The sequence below is a fragment of the Stenotrophomonas sp. STEN031 genome (genome assembly GCF_056759975.1).
In genome coordinates this window covers 1-21480 of record NZ_JBRREA010000014.1, presented here as the reverse complement: position 1 = coordinate 21480, position 21480 = coordinate 1, and the positions used below count along the sequence as shown (strand labels likewise).

Annotated in this window: 19 protein-coding genes; 9 read left to right on the top strand and 10 right to left on the bottom strand. The window is 65.1% G+C overall.

Annotation, left to right across the window (positions count from 1 at the left end):
- Nucleotides 1-91: 91 nt before the first annotated feature.
- Nucleotides 92-286, bottom strand: coding sequence for a hemin uptake protein HemP (gene hemP, locus ACVOLQ_RS08655; RefSeq protein ID WP_313173472.1), 195 nt, complete (start codon nucleotides 284-286; stop codon nucleotides 92-94).
- Nucleotides 287-631: 345 nt separating this feature from the next.
- Nucleotides 632-1603: an aldo/keto reductase gene (locus ACVOLQ_RS08650; RefSeq protein ID WP_313173425.1), complete on the bottom strand. Its 972-nt coding sequence runs from the start codon at nucleotides 1601-1603 to the stop codon at nucleotides 632-634.
- 204 nt (nucleotides 1604-1807) lie between these two features.
- Here ACVOLQ_RS08650 and ACVOLQ_RS08645 point away from each other — a divergent pair, with 204 nt between their 5' ends.
- The 3 genes from ACVOLQ_RS08645 (at nucleotide 1808) to dusB (ending at nucleotide 5298) form a co-directional block, all read left to right on the top strand.
- Nucleotides 1808-3106 (top strand): NupC/NupG family nucleoside CNT transporter, encoded by a 1299-nt coding sequence (locus ACVOLQ_RS08645; RefSeq protein ID WP_481527728.1) that lies wholly within the window; start codon nucleotides 1808-1810, stop codon nucleotides 3104-3106.
- A 101-nt stretch (nucleotides 3107-3207) separates the two neighbouring features.
- Entirely contained in the window at nucleotides 3208-4158 is a 951-nt protein-coding gene (locus ACVOLQ_RS08640) for a ribokinase (RefSeq protein WP_313494758.1), read from the top strand.
- Nucleotides 4159-4308: 150 nt separating this feature from the next.
- Nucleotides 4309-5298, top strand: a complete 990-nt coding sequence (gene dusB, locus ACVOLQ_RS08635) for a tRNA dihydrouridine synthase DusB (RefSeq protein WP_481527727.1) — start codon at nucleotides 4309-4311, stop codon at nucleotides 5296-5298.
- A gap of 312 nt (nucleotides 5299-5610) precedes the next feature.
- On the opposite strand, the gene ACVOLQ_RS08630 is transcribed toward dusB, so the two are convergent.
- Nucleotides 5611-6210 (bottom strand): nitroreductase family protein, encoded by a 600-nt coding sequence (locus tag ACVOLQ_RS08630; protein ID WP_313173421.1) that lies wholly within the window; start codon nucleotides 6208-6210, stop codon nucleotides 5611-5613.
- Between the two features lie 355 nt (nucleotides 6211-6565).
- Between ACVOLQ_RS08630 and ACVOLQ_RS08625 the strand changes: the two genes are divergently transcribed.
- The gene (locus ACVOLQ_RS08625) at nucleotides 6566-7387 is read left to right on the top strand and encodes a methyltransferase domain-containing protein (protein ID WP_296247192.1); all 822 of its coding nucleotides are present in this window, start codon (nucleotides 6566-6568) and stop codon (nucleotides 7385-7387) included.
- Here ACVOLQ_RS08625 and ACVOLQ_RS08620 read toward each other — a convergent pair.
- The 7 genes from ACVOLQ_RS08620 to olsF all read right to left on the bottom strand — a co-directional run bounded on the left by ACVOLQ_RS08620 (nucleotide 7381) and on the right by olsF (nucleotide 15694).
- The gene (locus ACVOLQ_RS08620) at nucleotides 7381-8436 is read right to left on the bottom strand and encodes a metal-dependent hydrolase (RefSeq protein ID WP_481527726.1); all 1056 of its coding nucleotides are present in this window, start codon (nucleotides 8434-8436) and stop codon (nucleotides 7381-7383) included. The two genes, ACVOLQ_RS08625 and ACVOLQ_RS08620, sit on opposite strands and share 7 nt — an antisense overlap.
- A 29-nt stretch (nucleotides 8437-8465) precedes the next feature.
- On the bottom strand, nucleotides 8466-9578 hold the full coding sequence (locus ACVOLQ_RS08615; protein WP_481527725.1) for an ABC transporter permease: 1113 nt from the start codon (nucleotides 9576-9578) through the stop codon (nucleotides 8466-8468).
- Nucleotides 9575-10738: an ABC transporter permease gene (locus tag ACVOLQ_RS08610; protein ID WP_313494753.1), complete on the bottom strand. Its 1164-nt coding sequence runs from the start codon at nucleotides 10736-10738 to the stop codon at nucleotides 9575-9577. Before ACVOLQ_RS08610 ends, ACVOLQ_RS08615 begins: the two co-directional genes overlap by 4 nt.
- Nucleotides 10723-11733, bottom strand: coding sequence for an HlyD family secretion protein (locus ACVOLQ_RS08605; RefSeq protein ID WP_481527724.1), 1011 nt, complete (start codon nucleotides 11731-11733; stop codon nucleotides 10723-10725). The genes ACVOLQ_RS08610 and ACVOLQ_RS08605 overlap by 16 nt, the downstream gene beginning before the upstream one ends.
- A complete protein-coding gene (locus tag ACVOLQ_RS08600; RefSeq protein WP_481527744.1) occupies nucleotides 11730-13115 on the bottom strand; it encodes a TolC family protein in 1386 nt (461 codons plus the stop codon). Before ACVOLQ_RS08600 ends, ACVOLQ_RS08605 begins: the two co-directional genes overlap by 4 nt.
- Nucleotides 13116-13181: 66 nt before the next feature.
- Nucleotides 13182-13985, bottom strand: a complete 804-nt coding sequence (locus tag ACVOLQ_RS08595) for a UDP-2,3-diacylglucosamine diphosphatase (RefSeq protein WP_481527723.1) — start codon at nucleotides 13983-13985, stop codon at nucleotides 13182-13184.
- Nucleotides 13982-15694 carry a bifunctional ornithine lipid synthase OlsF gene (olsF, locus tag ACVOLQ_RS08590; RefSeq protein ID WP_481527722.1) on the bottom strand — a complete coding sequence of 571 codons (1713 nt, stop codon included), beginning with the start codon at nucleotides 15692-15694 and terminating at the stop codon, nucleotides 13982-13984. Before olsF ends, ACVOLQ_RS08595 begins: the two co-directional genes overlap by 4 nt.
- 194 nt (nucleotides 15695-15888) lie before the next feature.
- Here olsF and metK point away from each other — a divergent pair, with 194 nt between their 5' ends.
- The 5 genes from metK to ACVOLQ_RS08565 all read left to right on the top strand — a co-directional run bounded on the left by metK (nucleotide 15889) and on the right by ACVOLQ_RS08565 (nucleotide 21422).
- A complete protein-coding gene (gene metK, locus ACVOLQ_RS08585) occupies nucleotides 15889-17124 on the top strand; it encodes a methionine adenosyltransferase (RefSeq protein ID WP_293715206.1) in 1236 nt (411 codons plus the stop codon).
- A gap of 128 nt (nucleotides 17125-17252) precedes the next feature.
- Nucleotides 17253-18467, top strand: a complete 1215-nt coding sequence (locus tag ACVOLQ_RS08580; RefSeq protein ID WP_481527721.1) for a DUF1444 domain-containing protein — start codon at nucleotides 17253-17255, stop codon at nucleotides 18465-18467.
- A gap of 758 nt (nucleotides 18468-19225) precedes the next feature.
- A complete protein-coding gene (locus ACVOLQ_RS08575; RefSeq protein WP_313173413.1) occupies nucleotides 19226-19849 on the top strand; it encodes a CDP-alcohol phosphatidyltransferase family protein in 624 nt (207 codons plus the stop codon).
- Entirely contained in the window at nucleotides 19849-20442 is a 594-nt protein-coding gene (locus ACVOLQ_RS08570) for a lysophospholipid acyltransferase family protein (protein ID WP_313173412.1), read from the top strand. The genes ACVOLQ_RS08575 and ACVOLQ_RS08570 overlap by 1 nt, the downstream gene beginning before the upstream one ends.
- A gap of 77 nt (nucleotides 20443-20519) precedes the next feature.
- On the top strand, nucleotides 20520-21422 hold the full coding sequence (locus ACVOLQ_RS08565; RefSeq protein ID WP_481527743.1) for a phosphatidate cytidylyltransferase: 903 nt from the start codon (nucleotides 20520-20522) through the stop codon (nucleotides 21420-21422).
- Nucleotides 21423-21480 lie beyond the last annotated feature (58 nt).

Here is a 21480-nt window from a genome sequence, read left to right as displayed (position 1 = left end):
CCCGGCTGTAGCCAAGGGGGGAGAGAGCTGTGCACTCAGGAGCCAAGCGCGATGCGGCGCGGGCTTGCGGCGAATGCGGCCGTGTTGCGGCTTACTTGGTGAGGATCAGCTTGTCGTTGCTGGTATGCCGCAGGCGATAGAACTTGTCGCCATGCTGGATCACGATCTCGCGCTGGCCCTTGAGCAGGGCACCGCTGTCAACAACGCCATCGACCGGCAACAACTGGACCGGGCGCTGCGGCAGGTGGAGGGTACGGGGGCGAAGCAGAACGGGCTGGGCCGACATCATCGTGATTCCGTGCTGGGGACGGAGTTGATGATAATGATTCTCAATAACTATGCAAGAACTATTTGCATCAAACAACATTCGGTGCGAAACCCCGTTGGACAGGGCCATTCGCTCCACCTGTAGTGCCGAGCCATGCTCGGCAGGGGCCTCACCGGCCCAGCATCACACTTGTGGGAGCCGCGTAAGCCGCGAAGCTGGCAGCACTGAAGCTACCAACATGCCCGGAATCTGACGGATCTGTGGCTTCGCGGCTCACGCCGCTCCCACAAACCCCATGAACACGGGGCTGAAAGTCTGCTGGCACGGCGTTGCCGAGCATGGCTCGGCACTACCGCTTCACTATCAGGCGAAGATCGCCTCGATCTGCTGCCAGGCACCCTCTTCCACCCTGCCCAGCACATCCAGCGCGCGCAGGTTCTCTTCCAGCTGCGACACCCGGCTCGCACCGAGAATCACGCTGGACACCTGCGGGTTGCGCAGGCACCAGGCAACGGCCAGCTGCGCCGGCGACTCACCTAGCTCCGCGGCCAAGGCGGTGAAGCGGCGCACCTTGCCCAGGCGGTCATCGGCCGGCTCGCCCAACACCGAGGCCTGCAGCCAGCCCAGCGTGGACTGCCCCAGGCGCGAATCGGCGGCGATGCCGTCGTTGTACTTGCCTGTCAGCAGGCCCGAAGCCAGCGGCGACCAGATGGTGGTCCCCAAGCCTGCATCGGCATACAACGGCGCGTACTCCTGCTCCACGCGGGCGCGGTGCAGCAGGTTGTATTGCGGCTGCTCCATGCTCGGCGCATATAGATGGTTGGCGCGGGCAAACGCCACGGCCTCGGCAATCTGCGCGCCCGACCACTCCGAGGTCCCCCAGTACAGCACCTTGCCCTGCCGGATCAGGTTATCCATCGCCAGCACGGTTTCGCCGATCGGGGTCTCCGCATCCGGGCGATGGCAGTAGTACAGGTCCAGATAGTCCACCCGCAGGCGCTTGAGCGCGGCATGGCAGGCATCGGTGACGTGTTTGCGCGAGAGCCCACGCTGGGTCGGCGCCGGCTCATCGACCGCGCCAAAGAACACCTTGGACGACACGCAGAAGCCATCGCGCGGCAGGCGCAGGTCGGCAATCACATCCCCCATCACCTCCTCGGCGCGGCCCTTGGCATAAACCTCGGCGTTGTCGAAGAAATTGACCCCGTTGTCCCAGGCGCAGGCAATCAGGTTGCGCGATTCGTCGCGCCCGATCTGGCTGCCAAAGGTCACCCAGGCACCAAATGACAGGGCGGACAGCTGCAGGCCGGACGACCCGAGACGACGGTATTGCATGGCTGGCTCCAACTAGGGGACGGTGCGCGCAATCCGCGCAGACAGGCCGCCAGTGTAACCCTGACTGCGCATCCGGCAGGCCCGCGGACCTTGCCGATACCGGCGCAATCCCAGCAAATACCGGCTTATGCCGGAGATATTCTTGCCCGGCATCAGCCGCTGCTCTAGGCTTGCGTCTTTTGCGGGCACGCCCGGGGATTACTCATGTTCGAAGGTTTGGGCAGAATCGGCTTCGGCCTGTTCGGCCTGGCGGTGCTTTTGGGCATCACCTGGCTTTTCTCCAACAACAAGAAAGCCGTTGATTGGAAACTGGTTGCCACCGGCATCACCCTGCAGATCGCGTTTGCGGCGCTGGTATTGCTGGTTCCGGGCGGCCGTGACGTGTTCGACTGGCTGGGCAAGGGCTTCGTCAAGATCCTGAGCTTCGTCAATGAAGGCTCGAACTTCATTTTCGGCAGCCTGATGGATGTGCCCAAGTACGGCTTCATCTTTGCCTTCCAGGTACTGCCAACCATCATCTTCTTCTCGGCGCTGATGGGCGTGATGTACCACCTGGGCGTGATGCAGGCCATCGTGCGGGTCATGGCTGCGGCCATCACCAAGGTGATGCGCGTGTCCGGTGCCGAAACCACCAGCGTCTGCGCCAGCGTCTTCATCGGCCAGACCGAGGCGCCGCTGACCGTGCGCCCCTACATCTCCAAGATGACCCAGTCCGAGCTGATCACCATGATGATCGGCGGCATGGCGCATATCGCCGGCGGCGTGCTGGCCGCCTATGTCGGCATGCTCGGCGGCGGCGACCAGACCGCACAGGCCTTCTACGCCAAGCACCTGCTGGCCGCCTCGATCATGGCCGCGCCGGCCACGCTGGTGGTCGCCAAGCTGCTGGTGCCGGAAACCGGTACCCCGCTGACCCGCGGCACGGTCAAGATGGAAGTGGAGAAGACCTCCTCCAACATCATCGATGCCGCCGCCGCCGGTGCCGGTGACGGCCTGCGCCTTGCGCTGAACATCGGCGCCATGCTGCTGGCCTTCATCGCCCTGATCGCGCTGCTCAATGCGCCGCTGACCTGGATCGGTGACGTCACCGGCCTGGCCGCCGCCATCGGCAAGCCGACCAACCTGGCCACCATCTTCGGCTACGTGCTGGCACCGATTGCCTGGGTGATCGGCACCCCATGGGCTGACGCCACGACAGTGGGTTCGCTGATTGGCCAGAAGGTCGTGATCAACGAATTTGTCGCGTACATGGATCTGTCGGAAATCATCAAGGGCAACGTCCCCGGCGTTACCCTGAGCGAAGAAGGCCGCCTGATCGCTACCTACGCCCTGTGCGGTTTCGCCAATTTCAGCTCGATCGCCATCCAGATCGGCGGCATCGGCGGGTTGGCACCGGACCGTCGTCAGGACCTGGCCAAGTTCGGCCTGCGTGCAGTCCTGGGCGGCACCATTGCCACCCTGATGACCGCCACCATTGCCGGCGTGCTGACCCACTTCAGTTGATTCAATCCAGCTGATCCGGCCCGGCCGCCGCAAGGCGGCCGAGTCAGATGGCCAAGCCATCGCAGCTGCTGTTTCATCGCCACCTTAGAGACATAGATTCCATGAGTTCTGTAGTCGTTGCCGGTTCTTTCAATGTCGATCACGTCTGGCGCTGCGATGCCCTGCCCGCGCCGGGAGCGACCATTGCTGGCCGTTACAGCACCGGTCCCGGTGGCAAGGGCTTCAACCAGGCGGTTGCGGCGCGCCGCGCCGGTGCTGACACCAGCTTCGTCTGCGCGCTCGGTGCCGACGCTGGCGGCGACCTCGCCCGCCAGTTGGCCCAGGCCGATGGCATTGCGCTGGTGGCCGAAGCCAGCGCGGAACCCACCGGCACCGCCGGCATCTATGTCGATGGCCGCGGCCGCAACTCGATCGTGATCGGCGCTGGCGCCAATGCCTCGCTGAGCACCGATTTCATGACAGCCAACGCCGCGCTGATCAGCAATGCCAAGGTCCTGCTGGCCCAGCTGGAGTCGCCGGTGGAATCGATCGAGGCTGCGCTCAGCGTGGCCCGCGAGGCCGGCGTGCTGACCATGCTCAATGCCGCCCCGGCCAACGCCCCGTCCACCATCAGTCTGCTCAAGCTGGCCGATGTGTTGACTCCCAATGAAACCGAGTTTGCTGCCCTGCTCGGCCGTCATGTCGGCGAGCGCATCGAGGCCGACGACGTCGCAACCCTGGACGGCGCCAGCCTGCACGCGCTGTGCCGCAAGCTGTCCGGCAGCACCGTGGTGGTGACGCTGGGTGCGGTCGGCGTGTTTGTCTCGCACGATGAAGACAAACTGCGCAGCGACAGCCAGCCCTACTACCGGGTGGCAGCCGAATCGGTGCAGGTGGTCGACACCACCGGCGCCGGCGACGCCTTCAATGGCGCCCTCGCCGCCTCGCTGGCGGCGGCACCGGACGCTGCCTTCATCAAGCACGTGCGCTTCGCCAACCAGTACGCCGCCCGCTCCACCGAGAACGAAGGCGCCGCGCTGGCGATGCCGCGAATGACCCCGGCCGACGTCTGAGGACCGGCCATGCCCCCTCCCTTGCGCAGCAGGGGAGGGTTGGGGAGGGGTTAGCTCTCTGGCCTTTTGCGCATTGCCAGCTTCGCGGCTTACGCCGCTCCCACATCCCCACACAGCGCGGGTTGCGACCCGCAGCCTTACACTAGCCCCATGCAGATCGGCCCCTACACCATTGCACCCAACGTGGTGCTCGCGCCCATGGCCGGCGTTACCGACAAGCCATTCCGCCAGCTGTGCAAACGGCTTGGCGCGGGTCTGGCTGCCTCGGAAATGACCATCAGCGATCCGCGCTTCTGGACCACCCGCAAGTCGATCCATCGCATGGACCATGCCGGCGAGCCCGCCCCGATCAGCGTGCAGATCGCCGGCACCGAGCCACAGCAGCTGGCCGAAGCGGCACGCTACAACGTCGACCACGGCGCGCAGATCATCGACATCAACATGGGCTGCCCGGCCAAGAAGGTCTGCAATGCCTGGGCCGGCTCGGCCTTGATGCGCGATGAAGCACTGGTAGCACGCATTCTCGAATCCGTGGTCAATGCGGTCGATGTGCCGGTGACACTGAAGATCCGCACCGGCTGGTGCGCGGAAGTGCGCAATGCGCCGACCATCGCGCATATCGCCGAAGACAGCGGCATCGCCGCGCTGGCCATCCACGGCCGTACCCGCGACCAGCACTACACCGGCGTGGCCGAGTACGACACCATCGCCGCGATCAAGGCGATGCTGAAGATCCCGGTACTGGCCAATGGCGACGTGGACTCACCGCGCAAGGCCGAACAGGTGCTCAAGCAGACTGGCGCCGATGCGGTGATGGTGGGCCGTGCCGCACAGGGCCGGCCGTGGATCTTCCGCGAGATCGCCCACTACCTGGCCACCGGCGAGGAACTGCCACCGCCATCGGTGGAGGAAGTACGCGACATCCTGCTGGGACATCTCACCGACCTGCACGCCTTCTACGGCGAACCACAGGGTGTGCGCATCGCCCGCAAGCATCTGGGCTGGTATGCCAAGGACCGGCCTGAGAACGCCGCCTTCCGCGCGGTGGTCAATGCCGCCGAAACCGCCGATGCGCAGCTGCGCCTGACCCGTGATTATTTCGATGCGCTGGTAGCGGGCGAAACGGCGTACGTCTTGTAGAGCCGAGCCATGCTCGGCTGGGGCGTTACCGGCAATCTGTCAGATTTTGCAGAAAGCCCTGCCGAGCATGGCTCGGCACTACGCCACCCTGCTTCTGCCCGACCGGGCATGAAGCCCTGTAGAGCCGAGCCATGCTCGGCTGGGGCGTTACCCACAATCTGTCAGATTGTGCAGGGAGCCTATGCCGAGCATGGCTCGGCACTACATCACACAAAAAAAAGGGCCCACCAGCTTGCGCTGATGGGCCCGTCCGACTGTCATCGACGCGCAGGGGAGAGAACCGCGTCGACCGGGATCAGCCGAACACTTCGATCAGGCAAATACCTTGAAGCGCGCTTCGTCTTCCATGAAGGTCTTTTCGCCGAACGGGGCTTCATTCGAGCCGAACGGCATCTGCGCGCGCAGCTGCCAGTTGCCGTGCACGCCCCAGTGCTTGCGCACCACCTCGTCCACCAGCGGGTTGTAATGCTGCAGGCTGGCACCGACGCCAGCGTCGGCCAATGCGGTCCACACCGCGAACTGGGCCATGCCGTTGGACTGTTCGGCCCAGATCGGGAAATTGTCGGCGTACAGCGCGAACTGTTCCTGCAGGCCCTTCACCACATCGGTATCTACGAAGTACAACACCGTGCCGGCACCGGCAGCGAAACTGTTGATCTTGCCTTCGGTGGCCGCAAACGCCTCAGCCGGCACGATCTTGCGCAGCTCTTCCTTGGTCAGCTCCCAGAACTTCTGGCTGTGGTCGCCGAACAGGATCAGCGCGCGCGAGGACTGGGCGTTGAAGGCCGACGGTGCCTGGCGCATCGCCTGCTTGATCAGCTGGGTGGTGTCGTCCTGGCTGATCGGCAGCTGCTTGCCGAGGGCATACTGGGACCGGCGCTTCTTGTACAGGGAGATGACTTGGCTGTTCATGATCGTTTCCTTGTGGGGAAAGCAGGCCCGCAACACCGCCGGCCTTTGCTTGATGGCGTCCATTTTATTTTCCATCAAAATTAGAACAATTACTTAAATTCCAATAATTCGTTTCATTTTCAGAACGAATGAATTTTCGCCCTTTCAGCGCCCGTTGCAGGTGCCTGCACGTTCGCACCAAACCCTGATGCCCAGCCGGTGGATTCTCAGAACCAATGGCTATCAACCGCCCATGGCCGCAAACCCACGCCACGCCGACATTGCCTGCGGCACCGCAATGCTGGGTTCCGTTACGCATGCGCCGCGGTAACACTGGCTGGCGATACTGGGTGGATCACTGCACGACGCTGTTTTCATGACCCTCAACGACTTCCCCTACCTGCATGGCTTCTCGGCGAACGAACAGGAGCGGCTGCGCAAGCAGGCACGCCTGTTCGAACCGGCGATCTTCCACGACATCGATTTCCGCAATTCACGCCACATCCTCGAGGTCGGCAGCGGCGTAGGAGCGCAGAGCGAGATCCTGCTGCGCCGCTTCCCCGAGCTGCGGGTCACTGGCATCGACCTAAACGAGCGCCAGCTGGCTGCCGCCAACGCGCATCTGGCGCAGATGCCGTGGCTGCAGGAGCGCGTCGAGTTCCAGCGCGCCAATGCCACCGACCTGCCGTTCGAACCGCGCAGCTTCGACGGCGCCTTCCTGTGCTGGGTGTTGGAGCACGTCCCCTCACCTGCACGCGCACTGGCCGAAGTGCGACGGGTGCTGAGCCCGGGCTCGCCGGTATTCGTCACCGAGGTGATGAATGCCTCGTTCCTGCTCGACCCCTACTCGCCCAACCTGTGGCGCTACTGGATGGCGTTCAACGACTTCCAGATCGACAGCGGTGGCGACCCGTTCGTCGGTGCCAAGCTCGGCAACCTGCTGCTGGCCGGTGGCTTCCGCGATGTGCAGACGCAGACCAAGACCGTGCACCTGGACAACCGCGAACCGGCAAGGCGCAAGGTGATGTTCGCACTATGGGAAGAACTGCTGCTGTCAGCGGCCGAGCAACTGCTGGAAGCCGGCAAGGTCGATCAGGCCACGGTGGACGGCATGCGCGCCGAGTTCACCCAGGTGCAGAACGACCCCAATGCGGTGTTCTTCTATTCCTTCGTGCAGGCCCGCGCCACCGTCTACTGAGTTGCGGCGGCGCCGGTTGCCACCGGCGCCCGCCAGATGCGCTGCCACATCAGTGCCAAACGCTGTTTCAGCACATCACGATTGCCGGCCTGCCGATAGGCCGGCATCAGCTGCCGTGGCGGCATCGCCTGCCACTGCCCCTCACGTTCGCTGGCAACGGCAAAGTTGAAGTTGTAATCCGGTTCCAGACCCATGCGCAGATCGCTGAGCACCAGCTCGCCATCGACTACCTGGGCACGCATGAAGCCATGGTTGAACCAGTTCAGTCGCTGCACCGCAGGCACATCAGCCGCCTGCCGCAACGCCTGCACATTTGACGGGTAACCCTGGAACTGCATCGGCCCGTGGTCGGCCCATAGCGAACGGTCGCCGACCACATAGCCCTGCGGCGTCATCGCCACCACCCGCCACAGCAAGGTATTGAACGGCATCGGCACCGAGAAACGCGGCGCATCGGCCAGCCCCAACTGCGCCAGGGACTGCGCGGCAACGCGGTCCACCTGCGCCTTGGCGATCAACGACCAGCCCAGATAGCCCGTGCTCAACACCAGCCCTGCCACCAGCGCGCGCTGTGCCAATGGCCGCGCCCGCGCAAACCAGGCAATGACGCAGCCGATCAGCAGCCAGATCGTATACAGCGGATCGATGATGAAGACGCTGGACCACATCGTCGGTGGCGGCATCAGCGGCCACCACAGCTGCGTGCCGTAAACGGTGAAGGCATCCAGCAATGGATGCGTCACCAGCGCCAGCACCATCGCCCACCACCAGCGCGTCGGCGCCTGGGCGACGCGGCCATGGCCGAAGCGCTTGTACAACCACCAGATCAAGGTGCCCAGCACGGGCAGCACGAACAGCGAATGGCTGAAGCTGCGGTGCACCGTCATCAGGCTCACCGGGTTGTCGGTGAAGGCCATGATCGCCAAGCCGTCCAGATCAGGCAGCGTGGCCAGCGCAGCACCGGCCAGCAAAGCGGCGCGACGATGGGCGGCGGGGGTGATGGCGGCGGCAAGGGCGCCACCGAGAACGATCTGACTGAGGGAATCCATGTCGCCGATGCTAGCAGCCAACGCTGCGCTCAGTGCCTCCGCCTGCCATGCAGCCGCCAAAGCACCAGGCTTCCGTACAGCAGCGCCAGCAACAACAGGTTGAGGAGCTCGCCAGCTATCTCAGGCAGGCGCGCACCCAACTGCTGGGTGCGGACGATGGCGTTGATGCCGGCAGTAGTCGGCAGCAACTTGGCCAGCGCCACCAGCGCTGGCGGCGAGGCGATGGCCGGCCAGGACAGGTTGGACAGGAAGAACAACGGGATCGACACCGCGGTGACATATTGGAACGCCCGCTCGCGGGTATCGAAGAAACTGGCGATGAACATCCCGAACGGCACCGTCGCCAGCGCGAACAGCAGCACCGCCAACAACATTCCCGGGATATTGCCGCCGCGCGGATAGTCCTGCGCCCAGGCGGTGAAGCCGACGTAGTACAGCAGTCCGCATACCGCCACCACAGTGAACGCCAAGGCCATGCCCGACAAGGTCGGCAGGTCGAACTGCAATCGCCTGCCCAGCTGCGCGCGGCGGCTACCTAGCAGTACACCGATACCGAGCAGCAGGGTCTGGTGCACGATCAGTTCCGATACCCCGGGCACCACGCTGCTGCCATAGCCTTCGCGGGTGTTGTACAGCGGCCGCTGCACCAGTTGCAGCGGCGCTGCCTGCGGCGCGCCCATGAACGCCGCCTGGCGCACGGCCTGCTGGCGGCCAAAGCCGGTAATGCCTTCAGCCAACCCGTTGAGGATGGTGCTGGCCCTGCTCAGGTAGGCGCCGTTGCCCAGCAGCACCAGTTGCCCGCTGCCCCCGCGCAGGATGTCACGCTCCAGCCGCTGCGGGATCAGCACGATGCCATCCACCTCGCCGCGCAACAGTTGCTGTTTGGCCTGACCAAGGTCCACTGGCTGGCTGACCACCCGCACCGCAAGCAGTGCATCCACATGCCGGATCAGCTCGCGACTGCTTGCGCTGTGGTCAGCATCCACCACCGCGATCGGCAGGTCACTGGCGACCTGGTGGCGATAGGCCGCCGGGTAGAAAAACGAATACAGCAGCACCGCGCCTATCATCACCGCGCGCGCAGCCGGGTCAGCGAACATCGCCTGCAAGGCGCTCCGGAAGCCAGCACCAAAACCGCTCATGCACGCACCTGTTGCCGTGCGGTGCGCAGCAGCAGGCAGGCCCCCAAGCCACCGGCCACCACGGTCATCAACAGCAGTACCGCCAGCGGCCGTAGCGACACCTGCCACGGCGCACCCATGAACAACTGCTGCATCTGAACCTGCACGTAGGCGGTCAGCGGCAGCAACAGGTTCCAGACGCGGGTGAACAGCGGTGCCTCGATCACCGGAAAGGTGGCACCGGAGAACGCCAGCGCGGTACCAATCGTCAAACCCACCGCCGACAGCCCGGTGCAGGTGTCGCGGGTCACCGCGATGAACAGCAGCGCGAAACTGCAGCAGGCCAGGTAGAACAGTGGCTGCGCCAGCAGCATCAAGCACAGGCTGCCGGCCACGCCATCGCCCCGCACATAGGCCAGATAGACCATGCCCGCTGCGCCATACAGCGAGAACAACGCGACATACGGAAACAGCTTGCCGGCCATCGTTGCCCACGGCCGTTGCTGCAACCAGCCGGCGAGCAGGCCATCGCGCTGCTCGCGACCAAACGCGGCACCGGCCGCAAGTGCGGCCAGCAGGGACAGCATGGCAGGGAAGATCAGCGGCAGCAGGAACAATTCATAGCTGCGCGCCGGGTTGTACAGCACCGTCGCCTGCACCGTCACCGGTGGCCCTCGCAGTTTTGCCGGGCCAACCTGCAGCGCGATCTGCTCCTTGAGCATGCGTGCATTGTAGGCGCTCACCGCGTCGCCGATATCACGCCCGGCCGACTGCCCGGTCGCCATGTAGGTGGCGTTGTAGAAGGCGTAGACCGGCACGGTTTCGCCGCGCAGCGCACGCCGGCTCAGGTCGCGCGGTATCAGCACGATGGCAAACACCTGCAGCGCACGCAGCTGCGCCTGCGCCTGCTGCAACGAGGCCGGCTGGCTTGCTACCTGCACGCCGGGGCTGTCATCGATGGCGCGTGCCAGGCCGCGACTGGTCGGGCTGTGGTCGAGGTCAACCAGGGCGATCGGCACCTGCCGCAGCACCGAGCCGGAAAACAACCACATCATCAGCGCCATCAGCAGCAGCGGCAGCACCGTCACCAGTGCCAACTCCCAGCGGTCACTGCGCCAGTGCTGCAGCTCGCGCCGCAACGAGGCGGCGAAGGCGCCTGCCGATGTCAGTCCTGCGGCCATGCAAACAGCACGCTCATGCCCGGCCGGAATCCTTCGATTGCCTGTTGCGGCCGTGCCCGCACCTCGAAACTGCGTACGTCATAGCCGGACGACTGCCGCGTGCTGCGCCAGGTGGCGTAGTCACCGGCGGGGTTGATGAAATAGACCTCGAACGTAGCGCTGCGGTCCTGCAGCGCCGGAATCGTGCCCTGCAGACGGGCGCCGGGCTTGAGCCCGTTCATCTGGTCCTCGCGCAGGTTCAGCGCCACCCACATATGGTCGATGTCGACCAGGGTGAAAACCGGGTAGCCGGCCGGTACCAGCTCACCGATATCGGCCATGCGCTTGCCAACCTCGCCTGCCAGCGGGGCGCGGCCCTGGGTTTCCTGCCGGGCCGCATCGACCTCGGCCTTGGCACCCTCGGCCTGCCGCACCTGCGCCAGTGCCGCGTCCTTGTCCTGCACCCGCGCACCGGCAAGGGCAAGGTCGTACTGCGCGCGGGCAGCGCGGGTCAGCTCGTTGGCACTGCGCGCCTGCGCCTGTGCTTCGTCGCGCTTCTGCCGGCTCACCACGCCTTCGGCATAAAGATTGTCGAGCCGGCGGAAGGTGCTGGTCGCCAGCTCGGCACCGGCCTGCGCACGCTTCCAGTTGGCTTCGGCGGCGCGGATATCCTCGCTGCGTGCGCCCTCCTCGGCCTTGGATGCCATCGCCGCAGCCGCAGCCACCACCGCGTCGGCCTGGCGTTCCTTGGCGGCGACCTCGGGGCTGTCGAGATCGAACAGCACCTGCCCTGCCTTGACCCGGTCGCCTTCGCGCACATGCAACTGCTGCAGGCGCGCGGTGACCTTGGCGGCGACGTTGACGTTGTCGGCATCGGCCATGCCCTGCACCTGGTCCGGCGGGCTGCGCAGGCCCAGCCACAGGCCGACCGCCACCAGCACCAGCAGCACCACACCGGCAATCAGGAACACGCGGCGTTGCCGCGGATTGGTCTCCACCTGCAGCGAATCGCTCATTCCAGCACCTTGTCCGCGCGTTGGCGGTAGTCGTCAAAACGTTGCAGCTGCCCGCTCACTTCCAGCAGCTGCGCCAGCGCCACGTCGAACTGATAGGCGGCCTGTGCACGCTCCACCTGTGCCGCACCCAGGCCCAGGCGTGCGTCGATCACATCCAGCGAGGTGGACTGGCCTTCGCGGAACGACAGCTCCTGCAGGCGCAGGTTTTCCTGCGCCTGGGCGATGCTGCTGTCGAGCAGCTGGAACTGCGCGCGGGCGGTCTCCAGCTCGTTCCAGGCCTTGCCGACACCGAGCTGCAACTGGTTTTCCACTTCGCTCAGCCCCGACTGCGCCTGCTCCAGCTGCGCGCGTGCCGCGCTGACCTGCAGCGGTCGTGCCGTCGGCGACAGGAAGGTGTAGCGCAGGCCGATGCCAAACGCCCAGTCGGCATCGGTCAACAACGCATCGCGACGGCGCAGGTCGTATTGGCCGAACAGATAGATCTGCGGCTTGAGCTTGGCCTGCTGCGCACGCACGCCCTGCTCGGCCTGCGCGGTGAGCGCGCGCAGACGGCCAACCTGTGGATGCCGCTGCTGGGCGCTGCGCTCGAACTCCTCACGGGCGCCGACCGGGCCGTTGATCACGAACAGCGGCGACGTCGTCGCAACCGTGCCACCACTGCGCAGCAGGGTCGCCAGCGCCTGCTGCAGCGTAGACAGATCGTTGACGGCCTTCTGGTACTCGCGCTCGGCCTTGTCGCGCGCGACATTGGCCTGCAAGCGCTGCGCCTTGGTGGCGAAACCCTCGCGTTCGAGCTTCTGCGCGTCCTCAAGGTGCCGCTGCAGGCCATCGCGCACGTCACGCCGCACCTGCAGCGCCTGCTCGGCCAACTGCTGGCCGAAATAGGCCTGCACCAGCTGCAGCGACAAGGACTGCCGCTGCAGTTCGCGATCGGCCTGGGCCAACTCGCTGGCGGCTTGTGCAGCCCCTTGCGCGGCCGGGATCAGGCCACCGCTGTACAAGGGCACGCTGGCAGTAACAATGGGACGCGTACGCCAGTCACGCTCGCCGAACTCCAGCGGCGACTCGATGCCGAATGCCTCGGCCACCGGTGCCAGTGAACCCAGTGGCAGGCTCAAGGTCTTCTGGAACTGCATGCGACGCACGTCGGCGGTGATTTCCGGCAGCCGCAGGTAGCGGCTGGCATCCTGCAGGTCGAGCTTGTTGCGCACCCCGGCATCGGCGGCGGCCAGCGCATCGGACACCTGCTCCAGACGCTGACGCGCCTGCTCGTAGCTCAAGGCCGGCACCACCTCTGCCGCCGCTGCCGGCGGCGCCAGCAGCAACCACAGCACACACAACCCTATCGCGACCGATGCTGGTTGCTTGCCTGCCACCCCGATACTCCCTGCTCGTTGGCTGGACCCAGCATAGCCGCCCAACGGGTGAGGAAGAAGTCAGCCTTGCGATCAGGCCGCCTGCGCCTGCCGCAGGCTTCCCGGCAGACAGACCAGGCTGCGGCCGGAATGATCGAGCAGGCGCAGGCTGCCATCCGGGTCCTCGGCCAGCGCGGTCAAGCTTTCCACCCAATCGCCGTCGTTGGCATAGACCAGGCCATCGCACTCGACCAGCGCCGCGCGGTGGATATGTCCGCAGATGATGCCGTCCAGCCCGCGTCGGCGAACGTCGGCCAACCCTGCCTGCACGAAGCGCTCGATATAGCGTTCGGCCGCACCGCTTTGCCGCTTGAGGAATTCCGACAGCGACCAGTAGCGCAGGCCAAGCCGGCGCCGCGCGGCGTTGAACAGGCGGTTGCCGGTGAGGATGCGGTAATACAGCCAGTCACCGAAGCGTTCCTGCAGCCCACCGAAGTGGGTGGCGCCGTCGTAGTCATCACCATGCACGACCAACAGGCGCCGGCCATCGGCGGTGGTGTGGATGGCGCGGCGCCGCACCTGCATGGCCGGCAGCATCAAACCGCAAGTGCGCCGCAGTGGCGCATCGTGGTTGCCGGGGATGTAGATGATCTCGGTGCCGGCGCGACGCAGCGCGTGCAAGACCTCGATCACCTCGTTGTGCGCCTGCTGCCAGGTTGCACGCTTATGGGAAAGCCACCATAGATCGACGATGTCGCCGACCAGATACAGGCGTTCGCAACGCAGGCTGGCGAGGAAGCGCGCCAGTTCCGCCGCATGGCAATGGCGCGCGCCCAGATGCGTGTCGGAGATGAACACAGCGCGCCGGTGCGGCGGCAGCACCGGCACCGCACTCATGCCACTGCTCCGGCATCACGCAGATAGCGTTTGCGTTTGTGCGGGCGGATGGCCTGCAGGTCCACCTCGATCAGGCCGTCGATGGAATCGCTGAAATCCGGATCCACGCCGAACGCAAGGAAACGTGCGCCACCGGGTTCGCACAGATCGGTGTACTGCCGGTACAAGGTCGGCACGTTGGCGCCCAGCGTCGCGAGGTTGGCCTTGAGCACATCGAACGCGGCCTGCGCATCCAGCTCGCCGAAACTCGGCGGCGCGGCGAAGTACTGGAAGGGCCGGTTCGACTCGGCCAGGCTGCGGGCGGCGCCGTAGTACTGCTGGTAATAGGCGACCAGCTGTTCGCGCGCCTCGCGCGGCAACGCAGCGCTGATCGACACCGCGCCAAACAGATAGCGCACACCCGGCTGGCTGGCCAGATAGGCGCCGATGCCCTGCCACAGATAGTCCAGGCTACGGCTGCCCCAGTAGTCGGGCACCACGAAGCTGCGGCCCAGCTCCATGCCTTCGGCGATGCGCGGGATGGCATCGTCCGAGTAGCGGAACAGGCTGGCGGTATACAGGCCCTGCAGGCCAGTGCGCGCCAGGGCCGGTGCGCCGCGCATGACCCGGTAGGCACCGGCGATGCGCTGGGCGGGCGCGTCCCAGACCACGATGTGCTGGTAGAGCGGGTCGAAGTCATCCAGGTCCCGGCTGCGGCCTGTGCCCTCCCCCACTTGGCGGAAGGTCACCTCACGCAGCCGGCCCAGCTCCAGCAGCAAGGGTGAGTTGGCGGCGCAGTGGGCCAGGCGGATCTGCTTGCCATCGCTGGTCTGGCCCAACAAGACCGTCGTGTTGATGGCGGCGGCGACATCAGCCACCGCTACCGGCTCGGCCAGCGGCTGCGGGCCGTCCTCGCGCAACTCGGCGTTCTGCTGTTCCCTACCCAGCGCGTACAGCGCGTCGCGCACCGCCTGCAGCTGCCGCGCCGGGTCCTGTTGCGCCTCCAGCCGCATCAGCTGGCCGATCTGCAGGCGCAGCGGGCGCTTGCGGCGGGCAAACATCTCCCGTGCCAGCAAAGCGGTACCTGCAGGCTTGAACAGCGCCGAGGCGCCGTAGAACAGGGCCGAGTTACGCGCCTGCACCCGTACCGGCAGCACCGGTGCGTCGCAGGCGCGGGCGAAACGGACGAAGCCACGGTTCCAGCGGCCGTCGCGGATACCCTGCAGCGACAGTCGCGAGACCTCACCGGCCGGGAACACGATCACGCACTGCTCGGCCTGTAGCGCCTGCTCCACCGCCTGCAGGCTGGCCCGCTGGGCGCGGCCGCCGAGGATGCGAACGGGCAGCAGCAGCTCACGCAACGGCTCCAGCTCCAGCAGCACGTCGTTGGCGATGATCCGCACGTCGTTGCGGACCCGGCCCACCGCGTCCAGCAAGGCCAGCGCATCCAGCGCCCCGGATGGGTGGTTGGCGACGATCAGCAGGCGGCCGCTGGCCGGAATCCGCGCCAGCGCCGCCGCATCCACCGCATAACCGGTGTCCAGGAAGCCCAGCGCGGCAGTGACGAAGGCGAAGCCCTGCAGCCCGGCACTGCGCTGCAGGAAGGCGTCCATCTGCTCGAAACGTGACCAGCGTCCCACTGTGCGCAGTAACGGCTTCGCCAAGTGGCGGCGCGGGCCGTGGAACCAATCGGGGTAGCGTTGCTGCAGGCGCTGCGCGATCTGTTGCATGGCAAGGTCTCCCTGACGGCCCATTGGCCGGGAGCCTGCGCCCGCTACAAGGCAGGCCGGTTGCGGATTTGCGGCAATTCGGTGACCCCGGCTTAACCGTATGGCAACAGCCGTATCGGCACTATTCCGTCAAGGGGCCGAGCGTGTATCATTCGCGCCCATCTTTCCATCCGAATCAAGGGATATATAGCCCGATGTCCAGCTACCTGTTCACCTCCGAATCGGTCTCCGAAGGCCATCCGGACAAGATTGCCGACCAGATCTCCGATGCGGTGCTGGACGCGATCCTGGCCCAGGACAAGCGCGCCCGCGTGGCCTGCGAAACCCTGGTCAAGACCGGTGCGGCGATTGTCGCCGGTGAAGTGACCACCTCGGCGTGGGTCGATATCGAAGAACTGACCCGCAACGTCATCAACGAGATCGGCTACGACAACTCCAACGTCGGCTTCGACGGCCACACCTGCGCCATCATCAACATGCTGGGCAAGCAGTCGCCGGACATCGCTGCCGGCGTTGATGGCACCAACAAGAAGGCAAAGAAGCCGGAAGAACAGGGCGCTGGCGACCAGGGCCTGATGTTCGGCTATGCCTGCAATGAAGCCCCGGAATACATGCCGGCGCCGATCTACTACTCGCACCGCCTGGTCGAGCAGCAGGCCAAGGTCCGCAAGAAGAAGAACTCGCCGCTGCCGTGGCTGCGCCCGGACGCCAAGAGCCAGGTGACCCTGCGTTACGGCCAGGACGGCAAGATCGAAGGCCTGGACGCGGTGGTGCTGTCGACCCAGCACGACCCGGGCGTGAAGCAGAAGGACCTGATCGAGGCCGTGCGCGAGCACATCCTCAAGCCGGTGCTGCCGAAGGCATGGCTGGACAAGCTGCCGAAGAACAAGGTGCACATCAACCCGACCGGCATCTTCGTGATCGGCGGCCCGGTGGGCGATTGCGGCCTGACCGGCCGCAAGATCATCGTCGACACCTACGGCGGCATGGCCCGTCACGGTGGTGGCGCGTTCTCCGGCAAGGATCCGTCCAAGGTTGACCGTTCGGCCGCTTACGCTGCCCGTTACGTCGCCAAGAACGTGGTTGCCGCAGGCCTGGCCGACAAGTGCGAAGTGCAGGTCTCCTACGCCATCGGCGTGGCCGAGCCGACCTCGATCTCGGTCACCACCTTCGGCACCGGCAAGATCCCGGACGCACAGATCGAGAAGCTGATCCGTGCGCACTTCGACCTGCGCCCGTACGGCATCATCAAGATGCTGGACCTGATCCACCCGATGTACCAGCAGACCGCTGCTTACGGCCACTTCGGCCGCAAGCCGAAGGAATTCTCGTACGTCGACGGCGACGGCAAGACCCAGAACGCCACCGCGTTCTCGTGGGAGCAGACCGATCGCGCCGAAGCCCTGCGCAAGGCTGCAAAGCTGAAGTAAGTTCAGCGGCAGGTAAAAGCATCACCCGGACGGGCCGCGCAAGCGGCCCGTCCGTTTTTGCATCTGCGCCCTTGCCAAGCCACCGCGCATCCGCTCACGATGGCGCCGCATACACAGGGAGCGTTGGCATGTTTTCGGCAATCATCGGCAATCTGTTCAAGGACAAGCCCGACCAGGATCGGTTTGCCCGCAAGTTCATGAAGGCAGTGCGCCGCAACGGCTATGCGCATGAACTGGAATACGAGGCGGACGCCTTCCGCATCCGCCACGCCAATGGCTCCTACTTCAACCTGCACAATGCCTATCACGCCTACCTGGGCGCGCCCCGAGGGCAACAGCGCGAGGCGCTGCAATCCTTCAGCCGCTTGCTCGGCATCCACGACAACGATGAGGCGATGGACTGGGAGCAGATCCGGCCGTTGCTGCGCCCGCTGGTCCGCAGCATCACCCAGCTTGAGGAGGTGATGCTCCACCATGCCGAGCAGGAGGGCTGGGACGCTTCACCGTTGCGCCTGCAGTATCGGCGCCTCAGCGAGGAGTGCGTCGAACTGCTGGCTGTCGACCACCCCGACCACACCGCCACGCTCACCCGTGGTCCGGAGGAGGCATGGGGAATCGACTTCGAGCAGGCCCTGGCCATCGCCCGCACCAATCTGCGGCAAAGCCCTGATGTGCCCTTCGTCGAAGTCATGCCCGGCGTCTATCAGGCGGCGTGGGCTGATGCCTATGACAGTAGCCGTGCGCTGCTGCCCGACCTCCTGCACCGGGTGCCGGTCGCTGGCTTGCCCGTGTTCATGCTGGCCAGCCGCGACGTACTGCTGGTCGCCGGTGAAGGCGACCTGCAGGGGCAGGCGCATATGCTGGAACTGGCTGCCATTGCATTCAACGACGGCCGCGTAATTTCATGGGAAGTGCTGCGCTACGACGAAGGACGGCTGCATGCACACACGCTGGCCACTGCCGAGCTGCGTGAGCGACAACGGCTGCTGCAGCTGGAGTTGAACGCCAATAACTATGCACAGCAGAAGCAGTCGCTGGACCGTGTGCATGAGAAGCATGCAGAGGATGTATTCGTCGCCAATTTCATGATTCATACCGAAGAACAGCGCTCGCTATGCGTCTGGACGGATGGCGTCGCCAGTTCACTCCCCCGCACCGACCGCATCGTGCTGATGACGCCTGTCGACGGTCAGGAGTCCGAGATGCTGGTCGTGGATTGGGAACAGGCCCAGCCTGTTCTTGGCCACCTGTTGCGCGAGGACAGCCGGCACATCTACCCACCGCGCTACCTCACGCTTGGGTTTCCGGATGCACAGATGCGCGCGCAGTTGCAGGCGCTCTGATTCCTCGCCCAGACCCATCGCTTTACACCCGTAGCGCTTGAGCAATGCAGGCTGCCTGCGAAGGTGGCGACTTTTGTTGACTTCGGATTGGGGCTTTGAGCTTTGAGCTCTAGCCTCGCGCCTTGAGGTTGGCCATAGCACCGCTTTTGCGTTGACCCCTCTCCTGCTAGCGGGGTGAGAGGGGCCGCTTGCGAACCACTGGTTCGCTGCCCATCGAACACCCTGGTGCCAGCGCAAGGGCCGGGGCGCGGAACGGGGGCGGGATGAGGGCAGCTCTTGCGTTGGATTCTGTTTTGGTTTTGGAAAAGACAAGGGCAAAAGTCTAAAAAGCCCCCTCATCCGCCCTCCGGGCACCTTCTCCCGCAAGCGGGAGAAGAAACAACCAAAAGCAGGAGCCAAAGCGAGAGCCACAGCCACAGCCACAGCCACAGCCAGAGCCAGAGCCAGAGCTTGAATCAAAGCCAAAGCCGAAACTAGAGTCAAAGCCCAAAGCCCAAAGCAAGGAGCAAGGAGCAAGGAGCAAGATTAGGGGCTAACGCCAGGCCTGAAGCCAACACTTGGAAGACAGCTAAAACCTGCAACCACTACCAGGCTCTCAAACACAGTCAGAGCCGGAATCGGGATCTGGAAGGCCACCACCTGGGTTCAACAGAAAACCTGCTGCCTCCGCTTCCACCTGTCCGTCGCAGCCGACCTCTCGATCCCGCCCCCTCGCCCCACCCTGTCCTCCATCACAGCCAATGCACTACCATCCGCGCATGGGGAAAAATGACCGCAGACCAATCGCCGCCCGTTCCACCGGCTGGGCTCAACGCCTGAGCGCCGCGCTGGCACGCTCTTCCATCACACCGAATCAGATCTCGGTGCTCAGCATCTTCTTCGCCGCCATCGCGGCGGTTGGCCTGCTGGCAGCACCCAATCTGCTTGGCCTGCTCACCTGTGCCATCTGCATCCAGCTACGCCTGATCTGCAACCTGCTCGACGGCATGGTGGCGATGGAGGGTGGCAAGAAAACCGCCACCGGTGCCCTGTACAACGAGTACCCCGACCGCATCGCCGACTCGCTGTTGATCGTCGCCCTGGGCTATGCCGCCGGCATGCCGTGGCTGGGCTGGCTGGGCGCCCTGCTCGCCGCACTCACCGCCTACGTGCGCCTGTCCGGCGCCAGCCTCGGCCTGCCGCAGGACTTCCGTGGCCCCATGGCCAAGCAGCACCGCATGGCGGTGCTTACCATTGCCTGCGTACTGGCCATCATCGAACAACTGGTTGGCAATACTGCCTACGTTCTGCCTACAGCGGCCATCGTCATCGCCGCCGGCTCGCTGCTCACCTGTATTACCCGCACCCGCGCCATCGCCGCGCAATTGAAGGCAAGTGCCTGATGCTATCCAGCCTGCTGGTCGCCGCCGTCAAGGTCTTCATTGGCGCCTACCCACGCTGGGTAGGCAGCCGCCCTACCGACACCCAGCGCATCTACTTCGCCAACCACGCCAGTCATCTGGATACCGTGGCACTGTGGTCAGCATTGCCGCCGGCACTGCGCGAGCGTACCCGGCCAGTGGCTGCACGCGACTACTGGAGCAAGGGCGTACGCAAGGTCATCGCCGACAAGGGCTTCAATGCGGTATTGATCGAGCGCGACCGCAGCAAGTGCGTTGGCGATCCGCTGCAGCCGCTGCATGACGCGCTGGATGCCGGCGATTCGCTGATCCTGTTCCCGGAAGGCACCCGCAATCACGAGCCGCTGCCGCAGCCGTTCAAGGCCGGGCTGTTCCACCTGGCACAGCACTATCCGCATGTGGAACTGGTGCCGGTGTATCTGGACAACGCACGCCGTGCGCTGCCCAAGGGCAGCCTGGTGCCGGTACCGCTGGTGTGCACGGCGCGGTTTGGTGCGCCACTCAACCGCATCGCCGATGAGGACAAGGCGCAGTTCCTGGAACGCGCCCGCAACGCCGTGGTGGAGCTGGCATGAACAACGTCTTCCAACAGCTGCCGCTGGGCAGTTTCCTGCAGCAGGCCATCGACCGCGCACCGCCCAGCTTCTGGTGGATGATCGGTGGCGTGTTCGGCGTGCTGATACTCGCCAGCTCGATCGGCTTCATCCTCGGCCGGGTCAAGCCCGGCTCGGTGGTGGACAACCTCAACGCCCGCATCCGCGCCTGGTGGGTGATGGCCGCGGTGCTGCTGTTCTGCTTCGTACTCGGCAAGATCGCCACCCTGGTGTTCTTTGGCCTGCTGTCGTTCTTTGCGCTGCGTGAGTTCATTTCGCTGACGCCCACCCGCCGCGGCGACCATCTGGCGCTGTGCCTGTGCTTCTACATCGCCATCCCGCTGCAGTACTGGCTGATCGGCATCGACTGGTACGGCCTGTTCGTGATGTGCATCCCGGTGTACGGCTTCCTCGCCTTGCCGGCGGTATCGGCGCTGTCCGGTGACACCGAGAACTTCCTGGAGCGCAACACCAAGATCCAGTGGGGTGTGATGCTCACCGTGTTCTGCCTGAGCCATGCGCCGGCGCTGATGCTGTTGCGCATCCCCGGCTACGAAGGGCAGAACCTGATGCTACTGTTCTACCTGCTGTTGGTGGTACAGCTCAGCGACGTGCTGCAGTACGTGTTCGGCAAGCTGTTCGGCAAACACCTGCTGGCGCCGCTGGTCAGCCCGTCGAAGACGGTGGAAGGCCTGGTCGGCGGTGGCTTGGCCGCAACCGGCGTGGGCGCGGCGCTGTGGTGGATCACCCCGTTCTCGCCATTGCAGTCGGCGGCACTGTCGCTGCTGATCGTGATCTGCGGCTTCCTGGGCGGGCTGGCGCTGTCGGCAGTGAAGCGCAGCCTGGGGGCCAAGGACTGGGGCGAGATGATCGAAGGCCACGGCGGCATCCTCGACCGGTTGGATTCGGTGGTGTTCTCCGCGCCGGTGTTCTTCCACGTGGTGCGCTACAACTTCCAGTAAGCCTCCCCTGTAGTGCCGAGCCATGCTCGGCAGGGGCATTCCTGGTAGAGCCCAATGC

Excerpts from the sequence above, each read along its gene's own strand:
- ACVOLQ_RS08630 (WP_313173421.1), bottom strand. The coding sequence starts at position 6,210 with ATGAACAGCCAAGTCATCTCCCTGTACAAGAAGCGCCGGTCCCAGTAT.
- ACVOLQ_RS08565 (WP_481527743.1), top strand. The coding sequence starts at position 20,520 with ATGATCGGTGGCGTGTTCGGCGTGCTGATACTCGCCAGCTCGATCGGC.
- hemP (WP_313173472.1), bottom strand. The coding sequence starts at position 286 with ATGTCGGCCCAGCCCGTTCTGCTTCGCCCCCGTACCCTCCACCTGCCG.
- ACVOLQ_RS08650 (WP_313173425.1), bottom strand. The coding sequence starts at position 1,603 with ATGCAATACCGTCGTCTCGGGTCGTCCGGCCTGCAGCTGTCCGCCCTG.
- metK (WP_293715206.1), top strand. The coding sequence starts at position 15,889 with ATGTCCAGCTACCTGTTCACCTCCGAATCGGTCTCCGAAGGCCATCCG.
- ACVOLQ_RS08620 (WP_481527726.1), bottom strand. The coding sequence starts at position 8,436 with ATGGATTCCCTCAGTCAGATCGTTCTCGGTGGCGCCCTTGCCGCCGCC.
- dusB (WP_481527727.1), top strand. The coding sequence starts at position 4,309 with ATGCAGATCGGCCCCTACACCATTGCACCCAACGTGGTGCTCGCGCCC.
- ACVOLQ_RS08640 (WP_313494758.1), top strand. The coding sequence starts at position 3,208 with ATGAGTTCTGTAGTCGTTGCCGGTTCTTTCAATGTCGATCACGTCTGG.
- ACVOLQ_RS08575 (WP_313173413.1), top strand. The coding sequence starts at position 19,226 with ATGGGGAAAAATGACCGCAGACCAATCGCCGCCCGTTCCACCGGCTGG.
- ACVOLQ_RS08605 (WP_481527724.1), bottom strand. The coding sequence starts at position 11,733 with ATGAGCGATTCGCTGCAGGTGGAGACCAATCCGCGGCAACGCCGCGTG.
- ACVOLQ_RS08615 (WP_481527725.1), bottom strand. The coding sequence starts at position 9,578 with ATGAGCGGTTTTGGTGCTGGCTTCCGGAGCGCCTTGCAGGCGATGTTC.
- ACVOLQ_RS08570 (WP_313173412.1), top strand. The coding sequence starts at position 19,849 with ATGCTATCCAGCCTGCTGGTCGCCGCCGTCAAGGTCTTCATTGGCGCC.
- ACVOLQ_RS08595 (WP_481527723.1), bottom strand. The coding sequence starts at position 13,985 with ATGAGTGCGGTGCCGGTGCTGCCGCCGCACCGGCGCGCTGTGTTCATC.
- ACVOLQ_RS08645 (WP_481527728.1), top strand. The coding sequence starts at position 1,808 with ATGTTCGAAGGTTTGGGCAGAATCGGCTTCGGCCTGTTCGGCCTGGCG.
- ACVOLQ_RS08610 (WP_313494753.1), bottom strand. The coding sequence starts at position 10,738 with ATGGCCGCAGGACTGACATCGGCAGGCGCCTTCGCCGCCTCGTTGCGG.
- ACVOLQ_RS08625 (WP_296247192.1), top strand. The coding sequence starts at position 6,566 with ATGACCCTCAACGACTTCCCCTACCTGCATGGCTTCTCGGCGAACGAA.
- olsF (WP_481527722.1), bottom strand. The coding sequence starts at position 15,694 with ATGCAACAGATCGCGCAGCGCCTGCAGCAACGCTACCCCGATTGGTTC.
- ACVOLQ_RS08580 (WP_481527721.1), top strand. The coding sequence starts at position 17,253 with ATGTTTTCGGCAATCATCGGCAATCTGTTCAAGGACAAGCCCGACCAG.